Source organism: Streptomyces alfalfae (genome assembly GCF_004127445.1).
Taxonomy (GTDB): Bacteria; Actinomycetota; Actinomycetes; order Streptomycetales; family Streptomycetaceae; genus Streptomyces; species Streptomyces alfalfae.
On the sequence record NZ_QEXM01000038.1, the window covers coordinates 206,336 to 229,715 of the forward strand.

At 73.0% G+C, this 23,380-nt stretch carries 22 protein-coding genes; 7 read left to right on the top strand and 15 right to left on the bottom strand.

What is annotated here, in order from left to right:
• Positions 1-21 precede the first annotated feature (21 nt).
• Positions 22-438 (bottom strand): VOC family protein, encoded by a 417-nt coding sequence (locus DCW30_RS17385; RefSeq protein ID WP_076687700.1) that lies wholly within the window; start codon positions 436-438, stop codon positions 22-24.
• A 100-nt stretch (positions 439-538) separates the two neighbouring features.
• Between DCW30_RS17385 and DCW30_RS17390 the strand changes: the two genes are divergently transcribed.
• Positions 539-1,519 (top strand): helix-turn-helix transcriptional regulator, encoded by a 981-nt coding sequence (locus DCW30_RS17390; protein WP_076687701.1) that lies wholly within the window; start codon positions 539-541, stop codon positions 1,517-1,519.
• A 39-nt stretch (positions 1,520-1,558) separates the two neighbouring features.
• On the opposite strand, the gene DCW30_RS17395 is transcribed toward DCW30_RS17390, so the two are convergent.
• Positions 1,559-3,010 (bottom strand): amidase, encoded by a 1,452-nt coding sequence (locus DCW30_RS17395; protein WP_076687702.1) that lies wholly within the window; start codon positions 3,008-3,010, stop codon positions 1,559-1,561.
• A 126-nt stretch (positions 3,011-3,136) separates the two neighbouring features.
• Between DCW30_RS17395 and DCW30_RS17400 the strand changes: the two genes are divergently transcribed.
• Positions 3,137-3,742 carry a TetR/AcrR family transcriptional regulator gene (locus tag DCW30_RS17400; RefSeq protein ID WP_076687703.1) on the top strand — a complete coding sequence of 202 codons (606 nt, stop codon included), beginning with the start codon at positions 3,137-3,139 and terminating at the stop codon, positions 3,740-3,742.
• A gap of 75 nt (positions 3,743-3,817) precedes the next feature.
• On the opposite strand, the gene DCW30_RS17405 is transcribed toward DCW30_RS17400, so the two are convergent.
• The 3 genes from DCW30_RS17405 to DCW30_RS17415 form a co-directional block, all read right to left on the bottom strand.
• Entirely contained in the window at positions 3,818-4,978 is a 1,161-nt protein-coding gene (locus DCW30_RS17405; RefSeq protein WP_237283598.1) for a pentapeptide repeat-containing protein, read from the bottom strand.
• A gap of 34 nt (positions 4,979-5,012) precedes the next feature.
• Positions 5,013-5,741 carry a B3/B4 domain-containing protein gene (locus tag DCW30_RS17410; RefSeq protein ID WP_076687705.1) on the bottom strand — a complete coding sequence of 243 codons (729 nt, stop codon included), beginning with the start codon at positions 5,739-5,741 and terminating at the stop codon, positions 5,013-5,015.
• Between the two features lie 90 nt (positions 5,742-5,831).
• Entirely contained in the window at positions 5,832-6,482 is a 651-nt protein-coding gene (locus DCW30_RS17415; RefSeq protein ID WP_076687706.1) for an FMN-binding negative transcriptional regulator, read from the bottom strand.
• 236 nt (positions 6,483-6,718) lie between these two features.
• Here DCW30_RS17415 and DCW30_RS17420 point away from each other — a divergent pair, with 236 nt between their 5' ends.
• Positions 6,719-7,321: a helix-turn-helix domain-containing protein gene (locus DCW30_RS17420; RefSeq protein WP_076687707.1), complete on the top strand. Its 603-nt coding sequence runs from the start codon at positions 6,719-6,721 to the stop codon at positions 7,319-7,321.
• Between the two features lie 144 nt (positions 7,322-7,465).
• Positions 7,466-7,942, top strand: a complete 477-nt coding sequence (locus tag DCW30_RS17425) for an NUDIX hydrolase (RefSeq protein WP_076687708.1) — start codon at positions 7,466-7,468, stop codon at positions 7,940-7,942.
• Between the two features lie 51 nt (positions 7,943-7,993).
• Here the strand turns inward: DCW30_RS17425 and DCW30_RS17430 are convergent, their stop codons facing one another.
• The 10 genes from DCW30_RS17430 to DCW30_RS17475 form a co-directional block, all read right to left on the bottom strand.
• Positions 7,994-8,710 carry a GNAT family N-acetyltransferase gene (locus DCW30_RS17430; RefSeq protein ID WP_076687709.1) on the bottom strand — a complete coding sequence of 239 codons (717 nt, stop codon included), beginning with the start codon at positions 8,708-8,710 and terminating at the stop codon, positions 7,994-7,996.
• 95 nt (positions 8,711-8,805) lie between these two features.
• Complete coding sequence (locus tag DCW30_RS17435) at positions 8,806-9,069, bottom strand: GlsB/YeaQ/YmgE family stress response membrane protein (protein ID WP_062768635.1); 264 nt, start codon at positions 9,067-9,069, stop codon at positions 8,806-8,808.
• A 160-nt stretch (positions 9,070-9,229) separates the two neighbouring features.
• Complete coding sequence (locus DCW30_RS17440) at positions 9,230-10,462, bottom strand: cytochrome P450 family protein (RefSeq protein WP_076687710.1); 1,233 nt, start codon at positions 10,460-10,462, stop codon at positions 9,230-9,232.
• Positions 10,463-10,477: 15 nt separating this feature from the next.
• Positions 10,478-11,686 (bottom strand): cytochrome P450, encoded by a 1,209-nt coding sequence (locus DCW30_RS17445; RefSeq protein ID WP_076687711.1) that lies wholly within the window; start codon positions 11,684-11,686, stop codon positions 10,478-10,480.
• The gene (locus DCW30_RS17450; RefSeq protein WP_076687712.1) at positions 11,683-12,336 is read right to left on the bottom strand and encodes a GTP-binding protein; all 654 of its coding nucleotides are present in this window, start codon (positions 12,334-12,336) and stop codon (positions 11,683-11,685) included. Before DCW30_RS17450 ends, DCW30_RS17445 begins: the two co-directional genes overlap by 4 nt.
• Positions 12,272-12,628 (bottom strand): DUF742 domain-containing protein, encoded by a 357-nt coding sequence (locus DCW30_RS17455; protein WP_079106980.1) that lies wholly within the window; start codon positions 12,626-12,628, stop codon positions 12,272-12,274. The genes DCW30_RS17450 and DCW30_RS17455 overlap by 65 nt, the downstream gene beginning before the upstream one ends.
• Entirely contained in the window at positions 12,625-13,041 is a 417-nt protein-coding gene (locus DCW30_RS17460; RefSeq protein WP_076687713.1) for a roadblock/LC7 domain-containing protein, read from the bottom strand. The genes DCW30_RS17455 and DCW30_RS17460 overlap by 4 nt, the downstream gene beginning before the upstream one ends.
• The gene (locus DCW30_RS17465) at positions 13,038-14,372 is read right to left on the bottom strand and encodes an ATP-binding protein (RefSeq protein ID WP_076689708.1); all 1,335 of its coding nucleotides are present in this window, start codon (positions 14,370-14,372) and stop codon (positions 13,038-13,040) included. Before DCW30_RS17465 ends, DCW30_RS17460 begins: the two co-directional genes overlap by 4 nt.
• 233 nt (positions 14,373-14,605) lie before the next feature.
• Positions 14,606-15,163 (bottom strand): carboxymuconolactone decarboxylase family protein, encoded by a 558-nt coding sequence (locus DCW30_RS17470; RefSeq protein ID WP_076687714.1) that lies wholly within the window; start codon positions 15,161-15,163, stop codon positions 14,606-14,608.
• Positions 15,164-15,222: 59 nt separating this feature from the next.
• A complete protein-coding gene (locus DCW30_RS17475; protein ID WP_162933603.1) occupies positions 15,223-16,689 on the bottom strand; it encodes a CoA transferase in 1,467 nt (488 codons plus the stop codon).
• Between the two features lie 199 nt (positions 16,690-16,888).
• Between DCW30_RS17475 and DCW30_RS17480 the strand changes: the two genes are divergently transcribed.
• From DCW30_RS17480 to DCW30_RS17490, 3 genes are read left to right on the top strand one after another with little or no spacing between them, the layout of a single operon-like run.
• Positions 16,889-17,152: an acyl carrier protein gene (locus DCW30_RS17480; protein ID WP_232626579.1), complete on the top strand. Its 264-nt coding sequence runs from the start codon at positions 16,889-16,891 to the stop codon at positions 17,150-17,152.
• Positions 17,153-17,177: 25 nt separating this feature from the next.
• Complete coding sequence (locus DCW30_RS17485) at positions 17,178-21,770, top strand: type I polyketide synthase (RefSeq protein WP_076687716.1); 4,593 nt, start codon at positions 17,178-17,180, stop codon at positions 21,768-21,770.
• A complete protein-coding gene (locus tag DCW30_RS17490) occupies positions 21,767-23,344 on the top strand; it encodes a long-chain-fatty-acid--CoA ligase (RefSeq protein WP_076687717.1) in 1,578 nt (525 codons plus the stop codon). The genes DCW30_RS17485 and DCW30_RS17490 overlap by 4 nt, the downstream gene beginning before the upstream one ends.
• Positions 23,345-23,380 lie beyond the last annotated feature (36 nt).

Here is a 23,380-nt window from a genome sequence, read left to right on the forward strand (position 1 = left end):
TCGGACCGGGGGTGGCGCTGTTCAGTGGTGCTCGGGGGTGGTGTTCTCGTGCCTCGCGATGGCCGCCTCCGTGACCGGGGTGAAGAAGTTGACGAGGTTGCCGTCCGGGTCGCGGAACAGCAGGGCGCGATTGCCCCACGGCATGGTCGTGGGTTCGTTGACGAAGTCGTCGACGACGTCCGTCAGGTTCGCGTACACCTGGTCCACGTCGTCGACCAGGAACTCCGTGATCACGCTGTGGTTCTCCGCCGGACGGGCGGACCGGGGCGCGAACAGCGGGACCGTCCGCGTGCTCGCGATCGCGAGCGTCGCGCCGGAGGTCCTGATCTCGGCGAAGTCCTCCGTGGCCCAGGATGCCGCCACTCCGGTGGCCTTCTCGTAGAACGAGACGAGCCGCGCGACGTCGGCGGTGATGACGCGGATGGAGACGAAATACATGGTGGTCCTCTTGCTCTTCGGCTGGTGACGTCGTTGCCCGCCGCACGCTAGAACAGATAGAGGACAGAACCCGTCCAGTATTCGCCCTACGCTGGGGAACATGTCCCGCCCCACCGGCCGCGTCCTCGCCCTCCTGGAACTCCTGCAGTCCGGCGGCACCCGCACCGTGGCCGAACTCGCCGACAGACTCGGCGTCGACGGCCGGACCGTGCGGCGGTACGTGGACCACCTGGTCGACATCGACGTACCCGTCGAATCGGTGCGAGGCCGCTACGGCGGCTACCGGCTCGCCCCCGGCTACCGCATGCCGCCCCTCATGCTCACCGACGACGAGGCGCTCGCCGTCCTGCTCGGCCTGGCCGCCGGCCGCCGAGCGGGACTGACGACGGCCGGAACGGCGAGCGAGACGGCCGCGGCCAAGATCCGGCGCGCGCTGCCCGCGCGCCTCGCCCACCGACTCGACACCGTCCTGGAATCCCTCGCCTTCACCGACCGGCCGGGCGAGCCCGCCGCCCCGGACACCGACGTCCTCCTCGCCCTCGCCGACGCGGTACGCCACCGGCGGCCACTCACGATCAGATACACCGACCGCGAAGGCCGGCGCGGCAACCGCACCCTGCACGCGTACGGGATCGTCACCCACGCGGGCCGCTGGTACGTCACGGGCGCCGACCCCGAGCTGGAAGAGGACCGCACCTTCCGGCTCGACCGCATCGCGGAGGCGAGACCCCTGCCGGGCTCGTTCGAGGCGCCCGAGGGGCTCGACCCGGCGGAGCGCGTCATCACCGGCTTCGCCACGGCCGCGTACCGGCACCACGTGATCTTGCGCGTCCACGGGACGGTCGAGCAGATCCGCACCCGCCTCCCGGCCGGCGTGGCGACCATCGAAGAAACCGCCCCCGAGGCGGACTTGGCGGCCGAACGCTGGCTGCGCGTCGAACTCCGGGTGGAGCGCCTCGACTGGCTGCCCCCGGTGCTCGCCTCCCTCGACCGGCCGTTCACCGTCGAGAGCCCCGACGAACTGCGGGACCTCGTCGCCGCACTCGCCGACCGCCTCGCCTCGTACGCCCGCCGGACCTGACCCGCCCGCCGCTCCCGGCACGGTGCCGGACAGCAGACCTCACAGGGCCGCGGCGTCCCCTGCCCACACCGCCGGGGTCCGGCCCGCCCACGGGCTCGCCTGTTCGAGTTGGCCGGCCAGTCGGAACAGGCGGCCCTCCCTCCCGTGACCGGCGGCGAACTGCATGCCGATGGGGAGCCCGGTGCCGGGGTCGGCCGTCACGGGCACGGACATGGCCGGCGTGCCCGCCACGTTGAACGCCATGGTGAACGGCGAGCGGTCGTTGAGCCGGGCGATCCAGCCGAAGCCGTCCAGGGCCTCCGCGCCCTCCGCGTACACCCCGAGGGCCGGGGGGAGCTCCGGCAGCGTCGGGGTGAGCAGCACGGCGTAGGCGTCGAAGTGCCGGGCCAGGCTTCGGCCCACCCGGTTCCGTATCCCGAGCGCGGCGACGAGCCGGGGGCCGGTGACCCGCTGCCCGTAGCGGTAGCCGGCAAGGGTCTCCGCCTCCAGGGTCGAGGAGTCGACGGGCCGGTCGAAGGCCGCCGCGAGCTCGTCGACCGAAGCCGCGAGGTTCGCCGTCATCAGCCGGGCGGTGGCCAGGACGAACTCCTCCCAGTCCGCCCCGAGACCGACCTGTGCCTCGGTCACCCGGTGGCCGAGGGATTCCAGCAGGGCCACGGTGCGGGACAGGGCGTCGGCGACCGGCGGGGCGGTACGGCGCCCACCCCACCCCTGCGGGAGGACACCGATCCGCAGCGCACCCGGATCGCGGCTGACCTCCTCGGCGTAGGCGCGGCTCGGCTCCGGGGCGGAGTACGGATCGCCCGGCTCGGGCCCGCTGATCCGGTCGAGCAGGACCGCGCTGTCGCGCACGGTGCGGCTGACGACGCCCTGCACGGCCAAACCGCTGAACAACTCGTCCGCGCCGGGCCCCATGGAGACGCGGCCGCGCGTGGCCTTGAGCCCGAAGAGGCCGTTGTGGGCCGCGGGGATGCGGAGCGAGCCCGCCGCGTCCGTGGCGTGCGCGGCCGGGACCACGCCGGCGGCGACGGCCGCGCCCGCGCCGCCGCTGGAACCGCCCGCGCTCCGCCCGAGGTCCCAGGGGTTGCGCGTCGGCCCGTACAGCGCGGGCTCCGTCGTGATGCTGTAGGCGAGTTCCGGTGTCGCGGTACGCCCGAACGTCACGAGCCCCGCGCGGCGGAAGCGCCGCATCAGCGCGGAGTCGGCCTGCGCGACGTGGCCCGCCGCGAGACGGCTGCCCAGCTCCATCCGCCTGCCGGCCATGGCGACACCGATGTCCTTGATGAGGAAGGGCACCCCGGCCAGCGGCGCGCCGCCGGGGGCCGGTTCGTCGCGGGTCTCCCACGTCTCGACGACGGCGTTGATCCGCGGACCGACCGAACGCGCGGCCTCGCGTGCGGCCGCTTCCACCTCGGCGGGGCTCACCTCGCCCCTGGCCACCAGATCCGCGAGGCCGACCGCGTCATGACCCACGTATTCGCTGACTTTCACTGCCACTCCTCAGTACCTTCGCCACGCAGGTGGATACCGTTCAGTCCTGCACGATACCGATCGGTATCGTGCAGGACGGGTTGGTACCGTAGCAGGCGTTCGGAACTCAGGACCCACGGAGCGGTGATGACATCCACGGCAAGCAGGCCGAGCAGAGTGGCCAAGCTGCCGCCGCGCGAGCGCATCCTCGACGCGGCGGAGGAGCTGTTCCAGAGCCAGGGGATCGCGCGGGTCGGCGTCCAGGCGATCGCCGAGCGGGCCGAGACCACCAAGATGGCGATCTACCGCCACTTCGACACCAAGGACGCCCTGGTGGCGGAGTGGCTGCGCATCCTCGCCGCCGACTACCAGGCGGCCTTCGACCGGGTCGAGACCGAACACCCCGGTCGGCCGAGGGAGCAGATCCTCGGCCTGGCGCGCTTCATCGCCGAGGGGCTGCCGACGCTCTCGCACCGTGGCTGCCCGTTCATCAACTCCCTCGCGGAGCTGCCCGACCGCTCCCACCCCGCCCGGCAGGTGATCGAGGAGCACAAGGCCCGCCAGACCCGCAGGCTGGTCGGCATGTGCGCCGACGCCGGGCTCCCCGACCCCGAGCAGGCCGCCGCCGAGATCACCTTCGCCCTCGAAGGCGCGCAGGTCAGCACGCAGAACGGCAGCATCGACCGGGTGGGGGAGCGGCTGCTGCGGATCGTCGCGGGAATCGTCGACCGGCCTCGGGCCTCCGCGCCGTAGGGCAGGACGCCGCGGAGCAGAAGGCGCGCCGGTCGGGAGGATCGTGGTCGCCCAGTCCTGACCGGCGCGTCCGGGTCAGGAAGCGGACCGCAGCGGCGGCGCCTGCCAGGTCATCCCGGGCGGCTGGAGCAGGGGCGAGGGCTCAGGCCCGGGGTCGTCGGTGTCGACGACTCCGGCGGCCGTGTGGTCGAAACCGGCGGGCCAGCGGGTGAACTCACTGGCCAGAGCGCCGGTCAGGCGTGCGTCGGAGAGATGGGCGGTGCTCAGGTCGGCGCCGCGCAGGTCGGCCATGCCGAGGTCGGCGCGGTGGAAGACCGCGCCGTGCGCGTCGGCCTTGCGCAGGTTCGCCTCGCGCAGGTCGGCCTCGGTGAAGTCGGCGTCACGCAAGTCGGTTTCGACCAGCTTCGCGGCCCGCAGGTCGGCCAGGACGCAGCGAGCCCGGCGGAGGATCGCCGTCGTGAGGTCGGCGTGCCGCAGGTTGACCGAGACCAGGGACGCCTGGGTCAGATTGGCGTGGTACAGGCCCGCCGCCTCCATGCGGGCGCGGTCGAAGTTGACCTCGGGAAACCACAGTCCGTCGCAGTCGGCCCGGCGCAGGTCGGTGATGCTGAGATTGACCCAGGACTGCTCCCGGTGACGGCACAGCACGCCGAGCGCGGTCAGCGCCACCTGGGTGTCGGCGGCGCGGGTCTCCAAGGGTGCGATGTCGTTGATATGCACGTCCGCCGCCGGCGCCCCCGGCCCGGCCGGCGGCCAGGGCAGATGGGTGCGCAGATACGCGGCCTGGATGGAGATGATGGCCTCCCGGTCGCGGGCGGACTGCTCCGCGATCCGCCACAGCGCGTGCAACCCGCCGATGCGCACATCCAGATTGTCGCTGCCGAGCTGCTCGACGGCCCGGGTGAACCGGTCGGTGACATAGCCCTCCTGGGTGGCGCGCAAACCGTCCTGGCTCACCCGCAGTTGCCGCCAGGTGGCGTACGCGCCGAAGAGGACGACCAGGCCGCCGACCACCTGCAGAAGCGTCGTACGGACATCGTTCACCGCCTTCAGCCGATCCTTCGCGGCGACGCTCGCCCCGGCCAGATCGTGGTCGACCACCACCCCCGGCAGCACGACGAACACCGTGCCGAGAACGACCAACCCCGCCCCGGCCGACAGACCCGCGACGACGCGACGCCTGACCGGCCCGTCATGCCATGCCCGCCGCCCGCGGTCCGGCTCCCCCGTCTCCATGGGCATGGGAGCCTAGGCGTCGCTCCGAAGACGATCAAGGGCGCTCGGTGAACCCACCAGCCAGGTCGGCGTGGGGGTGGGCGGCGCTGAGGTGGTGGACGGCGGTCAGGTCGGCGTGCGGGGCGAGCAGGTCCCGCAGTTCGTCCGCGGCGGCTTCGAGGAGGTGGCCGTCCCGGGTGGCGTGCACGGTCTCCAGCACGAACGCGACGCGGGTGGAGTCCTCGGTGACCCGGGTGCGGTGGGCGTCGCGGTGGTTCCAGTGGCGGGTCAGGACGCCGACGGCGTCCGTGTAGATGATCTCGCCGGCCTTGGGGTTCTCGACGGTGTCCGGCTCGCCGAGCGGGGTGAACTCCTCGGCGCCTTCGGCGTGCCGGATGTCGATGTGGCCCGCGACCTGGTCGAGGTCGAAGGCGCCCGCGGGCAGGGCGTGCCGGACGGAGACCGTGTTGTACGAGTCGACGGCCGGGTTGACGCGCGGCAGGGTGCCCTTCTTGGCCATGCGGCGGCCGAGCGCGTCGACGCTGGGCCGGACGCGGCGCGGGTTGGTGCCGAAGGAGCGGTAGACGGTGTGCCACGCCTCGATGCGCGGATCGGTCTCGTCGGCCGGCCGCCAGACGCCGTCGGCGAGCCGCTGCTCCAGCTCCTGGACGGCGGCAGCGGTGGCGGGCCACGGCTCATGGCCGCGCAGCCCCGTGGCGGTGACCACGGCGATCCGGGTGTCGGGGAAGGCGTCGGTGACGGCGGGGTCGATGCGAAGGGTCATGAGGGAGGGCTCTGTTCCTGAAGCGGTGACGGATGGCTGGACGGGTCGGGGCGGGGGAGTGTGACGTGGGGTGGGAGCCGGGGCGGCGGGTCAGGCCTCCCAAGGGCCCATGCGGTCCAGGCGGCGGCGCTGCTGCCGCGCGGTGGGCGCGTCGAGCCCCTGGGCGCGTTCGGTGAGGCGGTCGGCGATGCCGGCGCGCTGCTCGACCGGCTTGTGGTCGTCGTACTTGAACTTGGCCCGTACGTCGGTGACGTCGAGGCGCAGCCCCCGGATGCCCGGCAGCATCCGGCCGTACGGGGCCTGGCCAACGGCCACGGGGGCATGGTCGCCGTGGGGCTGGAAGTGGGCGAGCTGGCGGCGCAGCAGTGCGGCCTTGGCCTCGGGCTCGTCGATGATGTGGGCGCGGCAGGTGAACTGGACGGCGGCGTAATAGCTGGTGGGGACGCCTTCGGCGGGCGGGGTGCCGGCTTTGGCGCGCCAGGGGCCGGGGATGAAGGCGTAGTCGCCGATGACGGTGAACGTGACGTGCGGGTCGTGCTCGATCGCCTTCCAGACCGGGTTCGGCCGGGCGAGGTGGATGAGCAGATGGCCCGCGTCGCCGCCGGTGAAGTGGGTGGGGACGGTGACGGGGGCCTGGCCGGGCGGACCGTTGACGCTCAGGAGGCCGAAGTCGTGGCCTTCGGCGATCCAGGTCTGCCACTCGGCGTCGTCCAGGCTGGTGTCCCAGGGCTGGATGAACATGGGGTCTCCTACGGGGCGATTACGGCGGAGGGCGGGGGCGTGATCGCCCGGACCGACGGCGCCAGGGCGCTGAGGCACGACGGCGCCAGGACACCAGCCGACTGTCACAATGGAACGACTCGACCGTACAATGAACCGACCGCGTCCTGTCAACCAAACGACCGGACGGTACATTCCATCGCTCAACGGCTCGCACCCCCCAGCGGGCCCCCGGCACACGTCAGGACGGTGATCAGGTGCCCGAGGCAGAGGCAGCCCTGCGCACGCTCGCGCACAACGTCAGAGCGGCCCGTACGCGCGCGGGCCTGTCCCTCGACGAGCTGGGCCGGCGCGCCAAGGTCAGCAAGGGCGCCCTGGTGGGCCTGGAGAAGGCGCAGGGCAACCCGAACTTCGCCACGCTGGTCCGGCTCGCCGACACCCTCGGCATCTCGGTGTCCGCCCTGATGGAGGGGCCGGCGGAGGGGCGGGTCCGGGTGGTGTCCGCCGACGAGGTCGTGCCCTTGTGGGCGGGTGAGCGCGGCGGCGAGGCCCGCCTCATGCTGACCACGTCGGGGGCGGCCCCGGTCGAGGTGTGGCGCTGGAAACTAAAGCCGGGCGAGGAGTATCCCAGCCATCCGCATCAGGCCGGTGTCGTGGAGACCGTCAGCGTCACGCACGGCCGGATGACGCTCGTGGTCGACGGCAGGGAGCATGCCGTCGAGGCCGGCCAGACGGCGACGTTCGACGGCGACAGCCCGCACGCCTATCGCGGTGCGGGCAGCGGCACCTGCCACCTCGTCATGACGGTCCACATTCCACCGGGCCCCGGCCCCGGCCCCAGCGCGACGGCCACGACCTGACGCCGTTCGAGTGACCTCGTACGGGAGATACGCGCCGGAGACGGCTGGGGTGCTCCCGGGCCGGACGCGGCGGGACGCCGGGCGAGGGTGGCGGCGCCGCTGCCGCCTGGTCCTCGCGGCGGGACGCGGCATACCGTCCCGTTCGTGGAGACGACGCATCGACCCGCCGCGAGAATCCTCTGCCTGGACGCCGCCGACCGGATACTTCTCCTGCGGTGGCGGGACCCGGTCGAGGGCGCCTACCTGTGGGAGCCGCCAGGTGGCGGCATCGAATCCGGCGAAACACCCCTCGCGGCGGCACGGCGCGAACTCTCCGAGGAGACCGGCCTTGACCCGGCCGCGGTGCTTGACCGGTCGGTGCCCGTCGACCGTGACGTCCGATGGATGGGGAAGCGGCACGTCGCAACGGAGCTGTTCTTCATCGCCCGCTACACCGTCGAACGACCACCACTGCTGCGGACCGGGCTGCTGCCCGAAGAACGGGCCAGTCTGCACTCGCACGCCTGGTTCGCCTGGCCGGACCTCCGGTCCCTGCCGGACCCGGTCGAACCACCGCGACTGCTGGAGCTGCTCGACACGCTGGCGCCCGAGGGCCCTTGGCGGCGCCGGGCCCCACGCTGAAACCTGGTCGGTCGACGGCACGGGCAGGCAGGGGCCGGGCGGCCCAGTGGCTCACGGCGTGCGGAAGCCGCGGAAGGTCACCTTCTGGTGGCTTGCGAAGCCGAGGCGTTCGTAGAGGGCGATGGCTCCGGTGTTCGCCTCGGCCACATGCAGGAAGGGGTGGTCGCCCCGGGCCAGGATGCGGTCGGCCAGCGCCCGCACCAGGCGGGCGGCATGGCCCCGGCCGCGTGCCTCGGGAGCCGTGCACACGGCGCTGATCTCGGTGAAGCCCGGGGGCCGCAGCCGCTCGCCCGCCATCGCCACCAGGCGCCCTCGCTCGCGGATGCCGAGATAGGTGCCGAGTTCGCGGGTGCGGGGTCCGAACGGCCCCGGCTGGGCCCGCTCGACGAGGTCGAGCATCTCGGGTACGTCGTCCGGGCCCAGCTCGGCCACCGCCGGCGCGTCCGCCGCCGCACCGCTCGCCGGGAGCCGGTCGTCGAGCGGGCGGCTGTCGCGCCAGAGCATCTGGCGGCCCTCCAGGACGAAGACCGGCTCCCAGCCCGGCGGCGGGAGCGCCGGGCTGCTGAACATGTCGGCGAAACCGCCGGGGCCCAGCAGCTTCGCCAGATCCGACCAGTCCTGGGCGCCGGGCTCGGCCGGCAGGGCGCAGAAGGTCGACACCCCCGGCAGGTAGGTGGCCGCCTGCCCGAGCTGTCGGCCCAGGTGCGCGTGTGCTCCGAGCAGCGATGCGGTCACGGGGTTGGCGAGGGCTGCGCTGTCACTGTTCATCCGGCCAATCCTTCCATCCCGGCCTGTCGTGACGGCAGGGGGGAAGCGCATGCGACGCCTCCCCCCTGCCCTCCGCCGAGCGGAAGGACCAAGGGTCAGCGTCGGCCCTTGAGCCGTTCCACGCCGGCGACCCCGACGGCGGCGAGGACGATCTGGATGGCGAGTTCGATCCAGTCGACGCCCTTGGTGTCGGCGACGTCCAGGGCTCCGGCGATGGCCGTGCCGATGAGGGCGGCGATGATGCCGACCAGGATGGTCCACAGCACGCCGATGCGCTGGCGGCCCGGCAGGACGAGACGCCCCAGGATTCCGATGACGACACCGATCACGATCGCGGTGATGATCCCTGAGATCTCCATGCTGGCTGCCTTTCTCCGTAAGCAATCTACATATGTGTAGATGTACGGGTGCCCCGTCCTCGCCGAGCCAGTCATCCGTCTTCGTCCGACTTCACCTCACGACACGGCTGCGCCTCGTCACGACACGGCTGCGCCTCCCCCTCCGGGCGGAGGGCCGCCCTCACGCGGTGGCGGGCCTGAGACGGACCGGGAGGGACTGGTGGCCGTTGCTGATCAGGGAGCCGAGGGGGCGCAGCTCGGTGGCGGGCACGGCGAGTTCCAGGCGCGGGAAGCGCTCGAAGAGCAGGCGCAGGGCCGTGATGACCTCCATGCGGGCGAGCGGGGCGCCGAGGCAGAAGTGGACGCCGTGGCCGAAGGCGAGGTGTTCCTTGGACGCGCGGGTGACGTCGAAGGCGTCCGCGGTCTCGCCGTGCCAGTCGGGGTGCCGATTGGCGGCGGCGTAGGAGGCGAGGATCGCCTCGCCGCGCGCGATGGTCCGGCCGTCGGGCAGGGGGATGTCGGTCAACGCGAAGCGCAGGGGCAGGTGCCTCGCGGCCGGTTCGAGGCGCAGGGTCTCCTCGACGGCGTCACCCCAGTCGGCCCGGCCGGAGGTGAGCAGCGCGAGCTGTTCAGGGTGGGTCAGCAGTTGGGTGATCGCCTGGTCGATGACGTTGCCGGTGGTCTCGTAACCGGCGCTGATCATCAGCAGCAGGGTGTCGCGGAGTTCGTCCTCCGACAGGCCGCCCTCCTCGTCCTCGTCACGCGAGGTGATCAGCAGCGACGTCATGTCGTCGCCGGGTTCGGCGCGCTTGGCGGCGATGAGCCGGTGGAGGACTTCGTACAGCTGCTCGGTGTTGGCCTCGGACTGCTCGGTGGTCAGCGTGGTGTCGAAGACGCCGTCGACGACGCGGCGGAAGGCGTCCTGCTGCCCGGCCGGCACGCCCATGAGCCGGCTGATGACGGCGATGGGCAGCGGGAAGGCGAGCCGCTCGCGCAGGTCGACGGTCTCGCCGGGCGGAAGCGCGTCGAGGCGGTCGAGGATGCCGGTGACGACCGTGTCGATGTCCTCCTGGAGGGCGCTGATGCGGCGGTGGCTGAACGCGGGGGCGACCATGCGCCGCAGCCGCCGGTGGTCGGCCCCGTAGGCGGTGAACATGTTCTCCACCGCGACCCACAGGGCCAGCGGCCACCGCTGGACCGTCTCGGCGAAGTCCGGCCAGTGGGCGCGGGCGTCCTTGGAGACGTCCGGGCTGGTCAGCAGCTCCTTGAGCAGGGCGGGGTCGGTGACCGCCCAGGCGGACACCCCCAGGATGTCGACGCGGGCCGCCGGGCCCTGCCCGCGCAACTCGCGGTGCTCGTCGTGGGCGCGGGCCCCGGTGGGGTCGAGGACGATGGGCTGCGTGGGCACGGTCATGGCGGGGGTGTCCCTTCAGGCGGATGCGGCGGTGGGAAACGAGACGGGCAGGGCGGTCAGGGCCCGGTGGAAGGGCCCGGGGCGCCGGATCAGCTCATCGGGGGCGACGGCGAGGTCCATCTCCGGCAGCGCGTCCAGCAGGTGGGTGATGGCCGTCTCGGCGATGAGATAGGCGTGCGGCCGTGCGGGGCAGGCGTGCGGTCCTGTGCTCCAGGACAGGTGGGCCCGGTTGCCCGCGGTGCGCCGGCCCCCGAGGGCGGGGTCGTTGTTGCAGCCGGTCATCGAGATGACGACGGGCTCGTGCGCGGGCAGCAGGAACCCGTCGACGTCGACCGGGTGCGGCGGATAGCTGATGCAGTAGTTCGCCATGGGCGGGTCGAGGTAGAGCACCGTGTCGAGCGCCTCGCGGACCGAGGAACCGCCCGCGTGCAGGTCGCCGGAGAACTGGTCGTCGACGAGGATCTTCAGGACCGTGTTGGCGATGAGGTTGGTCAGGGGCTCGATGCCCGCCCCGTAGAGCGTGACGAGTTGGTGGGCCATCTCCTCGTCGTCGAGCCCCGCGTCGTGCGCGATCAGCCGGGAGGTGATGTCGTCACCGGGCCGCCGGCGGCGCAGCCCCACCAGGTCGGCGACGGCCCCCGCGAGGATCTCGTTGCCGGAGGCGGCGTCGACCCCCTCGAAGATCTTGGCCATGCCGTCGGCGATGCGGCGGCCCGTCTCGTCCGGGCAGCCGAGCAGCGCGCTCAGGACGCGGAAGGCGATGGGCCAGGCGTACTGGGTCAGCAGATCGGCCTCACCCGCCGCACGGAACTCGGCGATGGTGGCATCGGCGACCCGCTCGACCAGCGTACGGAGTCCATGCTGGTCGACGGCGTCGATCGCGGCGGTGTTCGCCGACCGGTAGCGCGTGTGCGCGGGGCCGGTCGAGCGCAGCGCGTTGGGCCGGTACTCCATCATCGGGCGGACCGGGCACGTGTCGGGAACGGACTGCTCCCACACCCGGGGGTCGGCCGGGAACCGCAGGGGGTCGTTGAGGATGCGCCGGGCCTGGGCGTAGCCGATGACGAGCGTCGCGGGGACCCCGGGGACGAGGTCCACCGGGACGAAGGGACCGAACTCCGCGCGCATCCTCGCGTACGCGGCGTGCGGGTCGGCCGCGAACTCGGCCTCGTACAGGGCGACACGGCGCTCGGGCGCCGCCTCGGTCGTGGTCGGGCTGGTCACGGGCGGGGCTCCAGGGCAGGTGCGTGCGCGTCGGTCAGGTACTCGCAGAGGGTGATCAGGGCCAGGACGCCGGAGGTGCTGTCCCGCGCGTCACACGTCGTCAGCGGGGTGTGCGCGGCCAGGTCGAGGGCCTGCCTGATCTCGTCCAGGTCGTAGCGCGGGGCCCCGTCGAACAGGTTGACCGCCACCGCGTACGGCGTGCCCTGCTCCTCGTGCAGCGCCAGGATCTCGAAGGACGCCTCCAGATCGCGGGTGTCGACCAGGACCAGTGCCCCGAGCGCGCCTTCGGTGAGCCCCTCCCACAGGGGACGGAAGCGCCCTTGACCCGGCGTGCCGAACAGGTAGAGGACGAGGGCGTCGCTCAGGTGCAGCCGCCCGAAGTCCATGCCGACCGTCGTGGTCGTCTTGTGCGGGGTGCGCGCGAGGTCGTCCACACCGGCGCTGGCCTCCGTGATGCGCTCCTCCATGCGCAGCGGCGGGACCTGGGAGACGCTGCCCACGAACGTCGTCTTGCCGACGCCGAAGCTCCCCGAGATCACGATCTTTGCGGACCGGGTCACGCCGGGAGGCACGTGGATGAGGCCGTCAGACGAGGGCGCGGAGACCACGCAGTACCTCCTGGAGCAGATCTGTCTGGGGTCGGTCGTCATCGGCGGCGACCGGGCGGGTCAGCAGGCCGTCGTCGATGAGCGAGGAGACGAGGATGCGCACCGTGGAGGGAGGGAACTCCAGGGCGGCCGCGATGTCCGCGACCGCCAGACCGCCGCCGCGGGAGTGGGCGAACAGACCCATCACCCGCCGGGCGTCCGCCCCCAGCCCCTCGCGGGGGCCGCTCGCGGCGAGCACCACGGTCTCCAGGCGCACGTCCGGGTCGGCGCGGACCCGTCCCTCGGTACGGACGTACGGCCTGACCAGGTCCGGGTCCCGCCGCGGTCCGCTCACGTCGCCGGCAGGCCGGACCCGGAAGGCTGCCGCGGGGCGACCTTCATCTCATGGCCGACGCGCTGGGCCAGCTCCAGCATGTGCTGGGTGATCAGGCCGATGTCGGCGTCGGGGCCCGTCGTCTGCACCGACAGCATGGTGTTGCCCCCGGCCTGGGTGATCAGGCCCACGTGGTGGGTCAGCTCGATCAGCGCCTGCCGGGTGCCCCCGCCGCCGGTCTCCTCGTCGTAGGCCAGCGCGGCGGCCCGGACGGCCGCGGTGATCGCGGCGAACTTCTCCGCGTCGTCCTGTCCGATGCCGGACGTCCGGGAGTGCAGCAGGCCGTCGGAGCTCATGAGCACCGCGTGCCGGACGCCCTCGACGGACCCCAGTGAGCGGTCCAGCAGCCAGCCAAGTTCGTTGCCGGTGGTCACGGTAAGGCTCCTTCGTGCGTGGTGTTCGGGTCTTCGGTACGGGCGCTGCGCGTCCCCCTCGCCCAGGCGGCGGCGACGGAGGGGCGTCCGGGCGCCGGGCTCTCCGGGGCCGCCGCGGGCGTCCGCCCGCCCGCGGCCGGGGTCTTCCGCGACCGGACGGTCAGCCCGCTGGCGGTGGTGCGCCTCGCGGGTTCCGGCTCGACGGCGGGCGGCGGAGCGGTCCGGGGTGCGGGGGACGTCGTCAGGAGGCTCTTGGGGATGAACATGTAGACGCGGGTGCCGCCGAAGGGGTTCGGGGCCTCCAGGTCGATGCGGAAGCCGTAGTCGCCCGCCAGGGCCGCCGCCGCCCGCAGGCCGGTCTGCGGGTGCGCGCCGAGCCGGTTGACGTCGTCGCGCCGCTCACCGGTCAGGATTTGCCTGGCCCACGTCAGCTGCTCCTCGTTCATGCGCAGACCGGCGTCGTCCACGATGACCGAGACCCCGTGGTGTCCCTCCTGGAAGGCGACGTGCACCCGGGAGGACGCGGGGGAGTAGCGCACCGCGTTGTCCAGGAGGACCGCGAGGGCGTGCACGACGGGCCCGACGGCCCGGCTGGTCACCGTGACGGTGAGCTCCTGGTGCTCGACCCGCTCGTACTCCTCGATGCTGCCCATGGCCGCCCGCACCACATCGGTCATCGGGGTCGCCGGCCAGCGGCGCGACAGCTTGCCGCCCGAGAGGACCACGTAGTTCTGGGCCACGAGCAGCATCTGCTGGGTGGGGTGGTCGATGCCGACCAGCGTCTCGTACGCCTCGTCGCCCTCGTGGCGCCGCACGCCCTGGCTGACCCGCTGGCTCAGTTTCGACGCCATGCCGACCATCGCGGAGGAGACGGCGCGCACCGCCGCGCGGCTGGACTCCTCCGCGGCCCGCCGGGCGCCTTCGACCTGCTTGCGCGCGGTCTCCTGGACCTCGGTGAGCTGGGAGCCGGTGCTGGTCTGCGCGTCGTACTGCACCTTGCGCACCGTGTGGGCCGCGGAGTTGGCCAGCTCCGTCAGCCGCTGGGCGAGCACCGTGCCGACCAGGACGTCGGGCAGGTCGATGTCGGCCCCGCGGCCGGTGCCCGAGCGCTCCGCCTCGGCTCCGAGGCGGGGCAGCACACCACCGGCGAGCTGCGCCAGGACGTCTTCGGCGGCGCGCTGCTGCGCGGCGATCTCCTCGGCGTGCCGGCGGAGGCGGTCGTTCTCTGCGCGCTCGCCCCGGCGCTGGCCCCGGAACCGCCAGGCCGCACCGCCGGCGGCCAGGGTCAGCACCGAGGGCAGCACGGTGGCGGCCTGTACCAGGTCTGTCATCACGTCCTCTACGGGTGTCATCGGGGGCAGGGTGGCCGACGCCACCGACTGGAAGGCGACGCCGGTGCCTCCCGGCGTCTCCTGGGTCGCGACGAACTTCCCATGGCACACGTTTCGGCCAACTGGCGGCTTAATCCATGCCAGTTGGCCGTCTGGGGTCAACGATATCTCGTCGTGTGCACGAACGGTTGCACTCCATGACCAGGAGTCATGCGGATTCCGTGGAGTCGTGGTCAGTGGCTGTGCATGCTCTGTGCCATGCGCACCAGTTCGTCGGTCTCCGGTGCGTCGATCTCGACGTCGAGGACGGTGCAGACGCGGGCGAGCAGGTAGTAGAAGCCCGCGAGGACCAGGGTCTCGACGAGCTGCTCCTCGGTGTAGTGCGCCGCCACCGCCGCGAAGCGGTCCTCGTCCACCAGGGGTGAGGCGGCCGCCGCCGCCGCGAAGCCGAGGAGCGCCCGCTGGGCCGGGGTGAAGGCGTCGGCGTCGTACCGCTTGCCGCGCACGGCCGCGCGCTGGGCGTCGGTGACGCCCACGGCCCGGGAGATGGGGACGTGCTGCTCCCACTCGTACTCGGCCTCGAAGACGGTGCCGTAGGTGAGGATGAGCAGTTCGCGGTCGATCGCGCTGAGGCTGCCCTCGGCGAAGAGCGCGGCGCCGAGGCGGGCGATCTGGGTGACCGACCGGGGGGCGTTGCCGAGTATCCGGTAGACGTTGATGATCCGCCCCTGGCTGAGGGAGCGCAGGGACTCGGGCATCGACGCGTCGTCGAGGCAGGGGATGCGGGACATGGCGTCTCTCTCTTCGGGTGGGGTGACGGAAGGGCGTAGCGCGTGGCGGGCGCGGTGCGTCAGGACGCCACGTCGTCGTGCCAGCGCGGCTGCGACGAGCCGCGCGGGACGAGGAGCGGGCCGCGCCAGGCGGCCGGGGTCTCGCTCAGGGTGACCGGCGGGGCCACCAGCGAGAGGTCGCCGAGGGGGGTGGGCCGGGTGAGGCGCCGGGGCGGCGGCAGGGTGGCCGGGGGGAGCAGCCGCTCGGACTGCTCGTGCGTGAAGGTGCCCAGCTCGTACGCCCAGTTGGAGACGCCGGCGAGGGAGACGCGCACCTGGTAGCTGCCGCCCTCGCGGGCGCGGCGCAGGACCGCGCTCATGACGCCGGCGGCGGCGAGATAGGCGGCGAGGTAGTCGTTGAGCATGCGGCCGGGCGGCAGCTGGGGGCGGCCGTCCTGCCCCTCGCTCCAGTTGACGCCGGTCAGGGCCTGGGCGTGCTGGTCGAAGCCGCCGCGCTCCTGCCAGGGGCCGCTGTGGCCGTAACAGCGCACGGAGACGTGGATGACGCCGGGGTTGATCTCGGCGACCTCCTCGGGGGTGAGGCCGAGCCGGGCCATCTTGGCGGGCCGGTGGTTGTGCACGAACACGTCCGCGGAGCGCAGGAGTTCGCGGAAGGTGCGGCGGCCCTCGCCGTCGCTGTCGGCCTCGGGCTTCAGGGCGAGCCGGGCCGAGCGCAGGCCGACGCCCGTCTCGTTCCAGCACAGGTCGTGGTCGAAGGCGTTCGGCTCGCACACGTGCAGGACGTCGGCGCCCTGTTCGGCGAGGACCCGGCCGGCCGCCGTGCCCGCGAAGACGTGGGTGAACTGCAGGGAGCGCAGACCGGACAGCGGCTGGACGCCGGCGGGCAGCGGGCGCGGCGGGGCGTCGCCCACCCGCTCGACGGACACGAGCGGTTCGGCCAGCACGGCCTTGCCCTGGGGGTGGGCGAGGAACTCCTCCCTGCTGCGGACGATCGCCAGGGGGACGCCCCGGGCGGCTGCCTCCTCCTCCAGCTCCCAGGAGACGCGGTCCGCGATGGCCGCGGCGATGTGCTCGCGGGTGTGCGCGGTGCCGAGCAGGTCGAGGAAGGTGTCGCGGGTGTTGGGGTAGCAGGCGATCGGGATGGCCCAGCGGTCGTCGGCCGTGCGGTACAGGTCCCACAGGGCGGGGGCGAGGGCGCCGTCGAGCCCGAGGACGCTGCCCATGTTGGAGCCGTAGCCGTTCAGGGTGTTGCCGCCGCCGAGGTAGGGCGTGAGCTGGTGGAGCGCCTGGTCCAGGTCGAGGCCGAGGCGCTGGGGGCGGCCCGTCGACTCCTGCCAGATCTGAGCCGCGCCCACGGCGGCGGACAGCAGGGCTATGCCCATCGCCGAGCCCAGCCGGAGGGTGGACGGCACCAGCGGGTCCCGCCCGTTCACGACGAGTTCGCTGACGGCTTCGTCGCGGGAGAGCCCGAGCGTCTTGAGTGTCCTGTCTAATTCATCGATCACGTTGAATTCGTTTGCATTCATGTCAGGGAACATAGCACCGATTCGGCGGCGGTAAACCGGCCGGAGAATATTTCCGTGCCGCTTGCAGGAACGTGGCGGAACCCGCGAAGGGGTGCCATCAGGCGGCTATCAGTTCACTATCAGGTGGGGCTGTTTCGATTGCGGAGCAGCAGTCGATTCGTAGAGAGGCGGTGGCGTGGTGTCGCATGATTTTCTCGCCGTGGAACAGTTGGAGCTCCTGCCGGAGCACGAGCGCCGGGAGCTCGTCGAGAGCCTGGTGGTGGGGGAGTTCAGAAGCGCCCTTTTCATGACCGACGACGAGGAGTTCCCGCTGGACGTGGGCTTTCTCGACCTGGGACTCACCTCCCTGCGGCTGAGCGAGGTGAAGCTCTCCCTGGAGCGGAGGCTGGGGCGCGAGATTTCCACGGCCGCTCTTTTCGGTCACCCCACCGCCGGTCAGTTGATAGACCATCTCTGTGCGTGATCTGTTTTCTGACCGGAGGGAATAAATGTCGGAGCAAGCCAGTCCGACGGCGGCCGAACTTGCCGCCGTGATCGCCGATCTACGACGCAAGGAGGAAGCGCTCGCCGCCCTTGAACGCGAGAAATACGAACCCATAGCCATCGTGGGCATGGGCCTTCGCATTCCGGGTGGCAACAATGACGCGGACACGTTCGCGGAATTCCTGCGCGAGGGCCGTTCCGGCATCGGGCCGCTGCCGGCCGGCGAACGCCGCCAGATGGCGCCCGACGCGGCGGCCCCCGGCCCCGACGCGGCGTCGACCGGCTCCGGGGCGGCGGCCGATGGCGCCGCCGCGCCCGGGGCGGAGGGGGACGACTGGCCGCGCGGCGGCTTCGTCCCCGACGTCGACCGCTTCGACGCCGCCTTCTTCTCGGTGTCGCCGAAAGAGGCGCCCTACATCGACCCCCAGCAGCGGCTCGCCCTCCACACGGCCTGGGAGGCGCTGGAACACGCGGGCATCGACCCCGTCTCCCTGCGCCACGGCGACACCGGCGTGTTCATGGGCGTCACCACGCTCGACTACATCTTCGAGTCCACCGACCTCGCCCCCGCCGACCTCGACGGCTACCTCGCGCCCGGACTGACCCACAGCGCGGTCTCGGGCCGCCTGTCGTTCTTCCTCGGGCTGCGCGGCCCCTGCATGACCGTCGACACCACCTGCTCCTCGTCGCTGACGGCCACCCACCTCGCCGTGCAGGCGCTGCGCGGCGGCGAGTGCGGGGTCGCGCTGAGCGGCGGCGTCAACGTCATCCACAACGCCCAGAACCACGCGATCCTCCGCCTGGGCGGAGTGCTCGCACCCGACGCCCAGTGCAAGACCTTCGACGAGAGCGCCAACGGCTACGCCCGCGCCGAGGGCTGCGGCGTGCTCGTCCTGAAGCGGCTCTCCGACGCACGGCGCGACGGCGACACCGTCCACGCCGTGATCCGGGGCTCCGCGGTCGGCCAGGACGGCGAGAGCGCGGGCCTGGTGGCCCCCAACGGCGCCGCCCAGGAACAGGTCATGCGCTCCGCCCTCGCCCGGTGCCGCCTGGAGCCCGGCGACATCCAGTACGTCGAGGCCCACGGCACCGGCACCGCGCTAGGCGACCCCACCGAGATGGACGCCATCAGCGATGTGTTCGCCGCGTCGCACACCAAGGACCGGCCCATGGTGGTGGGCTCGCTCAAGACGAACATCGGTCACATGGAGGGCGCGGCCGGCGCCGGCTCCCTCATCAAGGCGGTGCTCCAACTGCGGGAGAAGACCGTCTTCCCGCACCTGAACCTCGTCACCCCCTCCCGCCGCATCGCCTGGGACGACGCCCCCGTCACCGTCCCGACCGAGCTCCGCCCCTGGCCCGCCGCGGACACCGCCCGCGCGATGGTCAACGGCTTCGGCGTGACCGGCACGATCGCCTCCGTCGTCCTGGAGGAGGCCCCGGCCGAGGCTCCGGCGGACGAGGACACGGCGGACGCGCGCCCCAGCGCCGTACTCACCCTGTCGGCCAAGAGCCGCACCTCCCTGCGGCGCCTCGCCGAGCGTCACCTCGACCACCTCGACCGGCACCCCGAGACCCCGCTCGCCGACCTGTGCCGCACCTCCAACACCGGCCGCGCGCACTTCCGGCACCGCATCGCCGAAGTGGTCGGCGACCGCGACGGCGCCGTACGGGCGCTGAGCAAGCGCGTCGCGGCCCTTGCCGAGGGCACGGCCCGCGGCGGCTCTGCGGGCGCCCCCAAGGTGGCCTTCCTCTTCTCCGGCACGGGCACGCAGTACCCCGGCATGGGCGCCGCGCTCCACCGGCAGTACCCCGCCTTCCGCGCCGCCCTCGACGCGTGCGACCGCATCCTGACCCCGCTGCTCGGCGTGCCCCTGGGCGAGCTGATCCGCGGCGAGTGCGAGGCGCCCGAGCGCATCCACGAACCCCGGTACCTTCAGCCCGCGCTGTTCAGCCTCGAATACGCGATGGCCCGGCTGTGGCTGTCCTGGGGCGTGCGCCCCTCCGTCCTGATGGGACACAGCCTGGGCGAGTTCGCCGCCGCCGCGGTGGCCGGCCTCTTCTCCCTGGAGGACGGGGCCCGACTGGTGGCCGCCCGCGGCCGGCTGAGCGAGGCGGTGCGGGACAAGGGCGGCATGGCCGCCGTCGGCGCGCCGGCCGACGAGGTCGCCCCGCTCATCGAGAGCTACCCCGACCTGAGCATCGGCGCCGTCAACGGCCCCGGTCAGTGCCTGCTCACCGGCGGCGAGGCGGCACTCGCCGACGCGGGCCGCCGCCTCACCGAGCGCGGCGTGAAGGTCACCCCGCTGCGGGGCGCCGTCCCGTACCACTCCCCGCTGATGGCCGAGATCGTCGACGAGTTCCGTGAGGTGCTCGGCACGGTCGACTTCCGTACGCCCACCATGGCCCTGGTCTCCAATGTGACCGGGCGCGTGGCGCGCGGCCGGCAGATGGCCGACCCCGAGTACTGGGTCAGGCACCTCCAGGAGCCGGTGCAGTTCGAGGCCGGCGTGCGGGCGGTGGACCAGCGCGGACGGCACGTCTTCGTCGAGCTCGGCCCCTCGGCCGCGCTCACCGCGCTGGCCAGGTCCTCGGCCGGTGAGGCCGACCACGTCTGGCTGAGCAGCACTTTCCGCGACGACCACGACGGCGACATGATCCGCCGCTCGCTCGCCAAGGCGTACGAGGCGGGCGTCCCGGTCTCCTGGGCCGGCTACCACGAGGGCGCGCCGCAACGCCGGGTCACGCTGCCCTCGTACCCCTTCGACGGCAAGCGGTACTGGCTGCCCACCAAGCAGCGCCGCGCCGCCGAGGCGGCCTGGCAGGCGGAGCGCGACCCCGAGGGCCGGCAGCACGCGAACGGGCTGTACTACGAGCAGCACTGGGTCGCCCAGGCACTGCCGGACACCCGGCGCGAGCAGCGCCGCGTGCTGGTGGCGGGCGACACGACCCGGCTGCCGCAGGCGCTCACGGAGCGGGCCGCCGCCGAGGGCGTCACCCTCACCGTGGCGGCCGACCCCGCGGCCCTCGCCGACACCCTGGGCGCACCGGGCGGCGAACGCCCCACCGACGTGTGCTGGCTGTGGCGCGCCCACGCCGGCGCCACCGCACCGGACGACGGTGACGCGGCGGCCCGGCTGCGCGCCGAATGCGAGGTCAACTACCGCGACCTGCTCGCCGTGCTGGACGCCCTGGCCCGGGGCGGCTTCGGCCGCGGGCAGCGGCTCTGGCTGGTCGGCGAGGGCGCACAGCACCTGCCCGGCGACAAGGGCGCCGACCCGGCGGCAGCGGCCACCCTGTGGGGCTTCGGCCGTGCCCTCGGCATGGAGTTCCCCGGCTACCGCGTGACCCTGGTCGACCTCCAGCCCGGCGCCGACGACGCCACCGGCCTGGTCGGCGAGTGGCTGGCGGCCGAGGAGAACGAACTGGAGATCGCCCACCGCGACGGCGGGCGCTGGGTGCGCAGGCTGCGCACGGCCGACCCCGTGCCCACCCCCTCGGCGCCCGTCACCGTCCGCCCCGACCGCACCTACGTGGTCGCCGGCGCCACCGGCATGGTCGGCCGGGCCCTCGCGCACCGCCTCGTCGCCCTGGGCGCCCGCCACTTGGCGCTCCTGAGCCGAACCGGCGGCCCCGCTCCCGACCTGGGCGAAGGCGTCACGGCCCGCGTCCATCCCTGCGACATCGGCTCCGCCGACGACGTCTCCCGTGTCCTGGCCGGACTCGCCAGGGAGGCGCCGCCCGTCGGCGGCGTGGTGCACGCGGCCCAGGAGACCGCGCAGGACCTGCCGGTCGCCCAGCAGACCTGGGAGAGCCTGGACGCCGTCTTCCGCACGAAGGTCTACGGCGCCTGGCTGCTGCACGAGGCCACAGCGGACCTGCCCGAGCTCGACTTCTTCCTCGGCTGCTCCACGGCCGGAGCCCTGCTCGGCGCCGCCACCCAGACCGGCGCGGGGGCGGGCAACGCCTTCCTCGACCACCTCATGGCACAGCGCACGGGCGCGAACCTGCCCGCCACCGCCGTCAACTGGGGCCCCTGGGCGTCCAAGGACCCGGGCAGGCGGCTCAGCGCCTCCCTGGTGCGCAGCTGGGAGGGCCAGGGCATCACCCTGCTCGAAGAGGACGAGGCCACCCAGGCGCTGCCCGCACTGCTCGACGCCGGGCGCGGCCAGGTCCTCATGGGCCACTGCGACTGGAACCGCTTCGTGGCCCGCAGGGCGCCCAGCGCGCTCTTCGCGGAGCTGGTCCCACCGTCCGCGGCGGACGCCGGCGGCGACGTCGGCGCACTGGCCGACACCCCCGGAGCCGCACGCTCGGCCGGGATCAACGCGATCGTACGGGCCCGCCTCGCGGACGTCCTGCGCTTCGAGTCGGCCGACGACGTCGAACCCGACGCCGAACTCGCCGACCTCGGCATGGACTCGCTCAACGCGGTCGAGATCCGCAACACGCTCGAAGCCGCCTTCCGGGTCACGCTGCCGGCCTCCGTCACCTTCGACCGGCCCAGCGTCGACCTGCTCAGCACCTACATCGAAGAACTGCTGTCCGGCGCCGACGCGCCGGCGGCGCACGAGGCAGAGACGGGAGCACACCGATGACCACGTCAGTACGCACGCGGACCCTCCGGGAAGTGATCGACCGGCAGGCCGCGCTCCGGCCCGACCAGCCGGCCGTCGTCTGCTCCGGACGGACGCTCACCTACCAGGAGCTGGACCGGGAGAGCGGGCGCACGGCCCAGGTGCTGCGCGAAGCCGGTGTCGTGCCGGGCTCCCGCGTCGGCTACCTCGGCAAGGAGGCCGTCGAGTACTGGGAGCTGGCCTTTGCCTGCGCCCGGACGGGTGCGGTCCTCGTCCCCGTCAACTGGCGGCTGACCGCGCAGGAGGTGGACCACATCCTGCGCGACTCCACCACCGAGGTCCTCCTGGTGGACGAGGAACACCTGCCGGTGGCCGCCGAGGTGCGCGAGGGCCTGCCCACGCTGCGGACCCTGCTGCGCCTGGACGCCGACGCCACCGGAGCCGACTCCCTGGCCGCCCGCAAGCGCGCGGTCCCCGCCGACGCGGAACCGTGGGCGCCCGGCGAGGAGGCGGACGGCGAGAACAGCCCCGTCGTGCAGATCTACACCAGCGGCACCAGCGGCCTGCCCAAGGGCGTCGTCCTTCCCCACCGCAGCTTCTTCAACGTCGCCGAGGCGATGGACAGCCACGGCCTGGACTGGCTGGACTGGAAGGAGGGCGACCGCAGCCTGATCGGCCTGCCCGGCTTCCACATCGGCGGCCTCTCCTACGGCATGCAGGCGTTCAACGCCGGTGCCACGGTGGTCTCCCTGCCCGCCTTCATCAGCTCCGACGCGGTCCGCGTGATCGAGGAGGAGCAGGTCACCACCGCCATCGTGGCCCCCGCCATGCTGGAGCTGATGCTCGCCGAACCTGCCGCCGCCAGAGGCGCGCTCGGCACCCTGCGCAAGGTGGTCTACGGCGGCTCCCCGATCGGCGAGGAACTGCTCAGCCGGGCCATCGACGTCCTGGACTGCGACTTCCTCCAGATCTACGGCAGCAGCGAGACCGGCAACTTCGCCGTCTGCCTGCCGCCCGCCGACCACGTGCCCGGCAGCCCGCTGCTGCGCGCGGCGGGCCGCCCGTACCCGGGCATCGAGGTCCGCATCGAGGACCCCGAGGGCAACGAACTGCCGACCGGCCAGGTCGGGGAGATCTGTGTGCGCACACCCGCCCGGATGCTCGGCTACTGGCGGCTGCCCGAGGCCACGGAGCGCACCGTGGTCGACGGCTGGGTGCACATGGGCGACGCCGGCTTCCTGGACGCGGACGGCTACGTCCACGTCCGCGACCGCGTCAACGACATGATCATCGTGGCGGGGGAGAACGTCTACCCCGCAGAGATCGAGGACGCCCTCGCCCGGCACCCCGCCGTCGCGGGCGCGGCCGTGGTGGGCCTGCCGCACGAGCGGTGGGGCGAGTCCGTGCACGCGCGCGTCGTCCTGGAGCCCGGACAGCGGGCCGGGGCCCGGGACCTGCTGCTGTTCCTGCGCGGCCGCCTCGCGGACTTCAAGATGCCCACCTCGTACGACTTCGCCGACGCGCTGCCCCGTAACCCCAGCGGCAAGGTCCTGCGCCGGGCGGTGCGCGACGAACTCGCCGCCGCGCGGAGCTGACCGGCCCCACCCGGCACACGGCGGTGGCCCGCCCCC

What these genes read in the sequence shown, in the direction of transcription:
- DCW30_RS17385 (WP_076687700.1), bottom strand. Translation starts at nt 438, where the DNA reads ATGTATTTCGTCTCCATCCGCGTCATCACCGCCGACGTCGCGCGGCTC.
- DCW30_RS17390 (WP_076687701.1), top strand. Translation starts at nt 539, where the DNA reads ATGTCCCGCCCCACCGGCCGCGTCCTCGCCCTCCTGGAACTCCTGCAG.
- DCW30_RS17400 (WP_076687703.1), top strand. Translation starts at nt 3,137, where the DNA reads ATGACATCCACGGCAAGCAGGCCGAGCAGAGTGGCCAAGCTGCCGCCG.
- DCW30_RS17405 (WP_237283598.1), bottom strand. Translation starts at nt 4,978, where the DNA reads ATGGAGACGGGGGAGCCGGACCGCGGGCGGCGGGCATGGCATGACGGG.
- DCW30_RS17410 (WP_076687705.1), bottom strand. Translation starts at nt 5,741, where the DNA reads ATGACCCTTCGCATCGACCCCGCCGTCACCGACGCCTTCCCCGACACC.
- DCW30_RS17415 (WP_076687706.1), bottom strand. Translation starts at nt 6,482, where the DNA reads ATGTTCATCCAGCCCTGGGACACCAGCCTGGACGACGCCGAGTGGCAG.
- DCW30_RS17430 (WP_076687709.1), bottom strand. Translation starts at nt 8,710, where the DNA reads ATGAACAGTGACAGCGCAGCCCTCGCCAACCCCGTGACCGCATCGCTG.
- DCW30_RS17435 (WP_062768635.1), bottom strand. Translation starts at nt 9,069, where the DNA reads ATGGAGATCTCAGGGATCATCACCGCGATCGTGATCGGTGTCGTCATC.
- DCW30_RS17440 (WP_076687710.1), bottom strand. Translation starts at nt 10,462, where the DNA reads ATGACCGTGCCCACGCAGCCCATCGTCCTCGACCCCACCGGGGCCCGC.
- DCW30_RS17450 (WP_076687712.1), bottom strand. Translation starts at nt 12,336, where the DNA reads ATGACGACCGACCCCAGACAGATCTGCTCCAGGAGGTACTGCGTGGTC.
- DCW30_RS17465 (WP_076689708.1), bottom strand. Translation starts at nt 14,372, where the DNA reads ATGACAGACCTGGTACAGGCCGCCACCGTGCTGCCCTCGGTGCTGACC.
- DCW30_RS17470 (WP_076687714.1), bottom strand. Translation starts at nt 15,163, where the DNA reads ATGTCCCGCATCCCCTGCCTCGACGACGCGTCGATGCCCGAGTCCCTG.
- DCW30_RS17475 (WP_162933603.1), bottom strand. Translation starts at nt 16,689, where the DNA reads ATGAATGCAAACGAATTCAACGTGATCGATGAATTAGACAGGACACTC.
- DCW30_RS17485 (WP_076687716.1), top strand. Translation starts at nt 17,178, where the DNA reads ATGTCGGAGCAAGCCAGTCCGACGGCGGCCGAACTTGCCGCCGTGATC.
- DCW30_RS17490 (WP_076687717.1), top strand. Translation starts at nt 21,767, where the DNA reads ATGACCACGTCAGTACGCACGCGGACCCTCCGGGAAGTGATCGACCGG.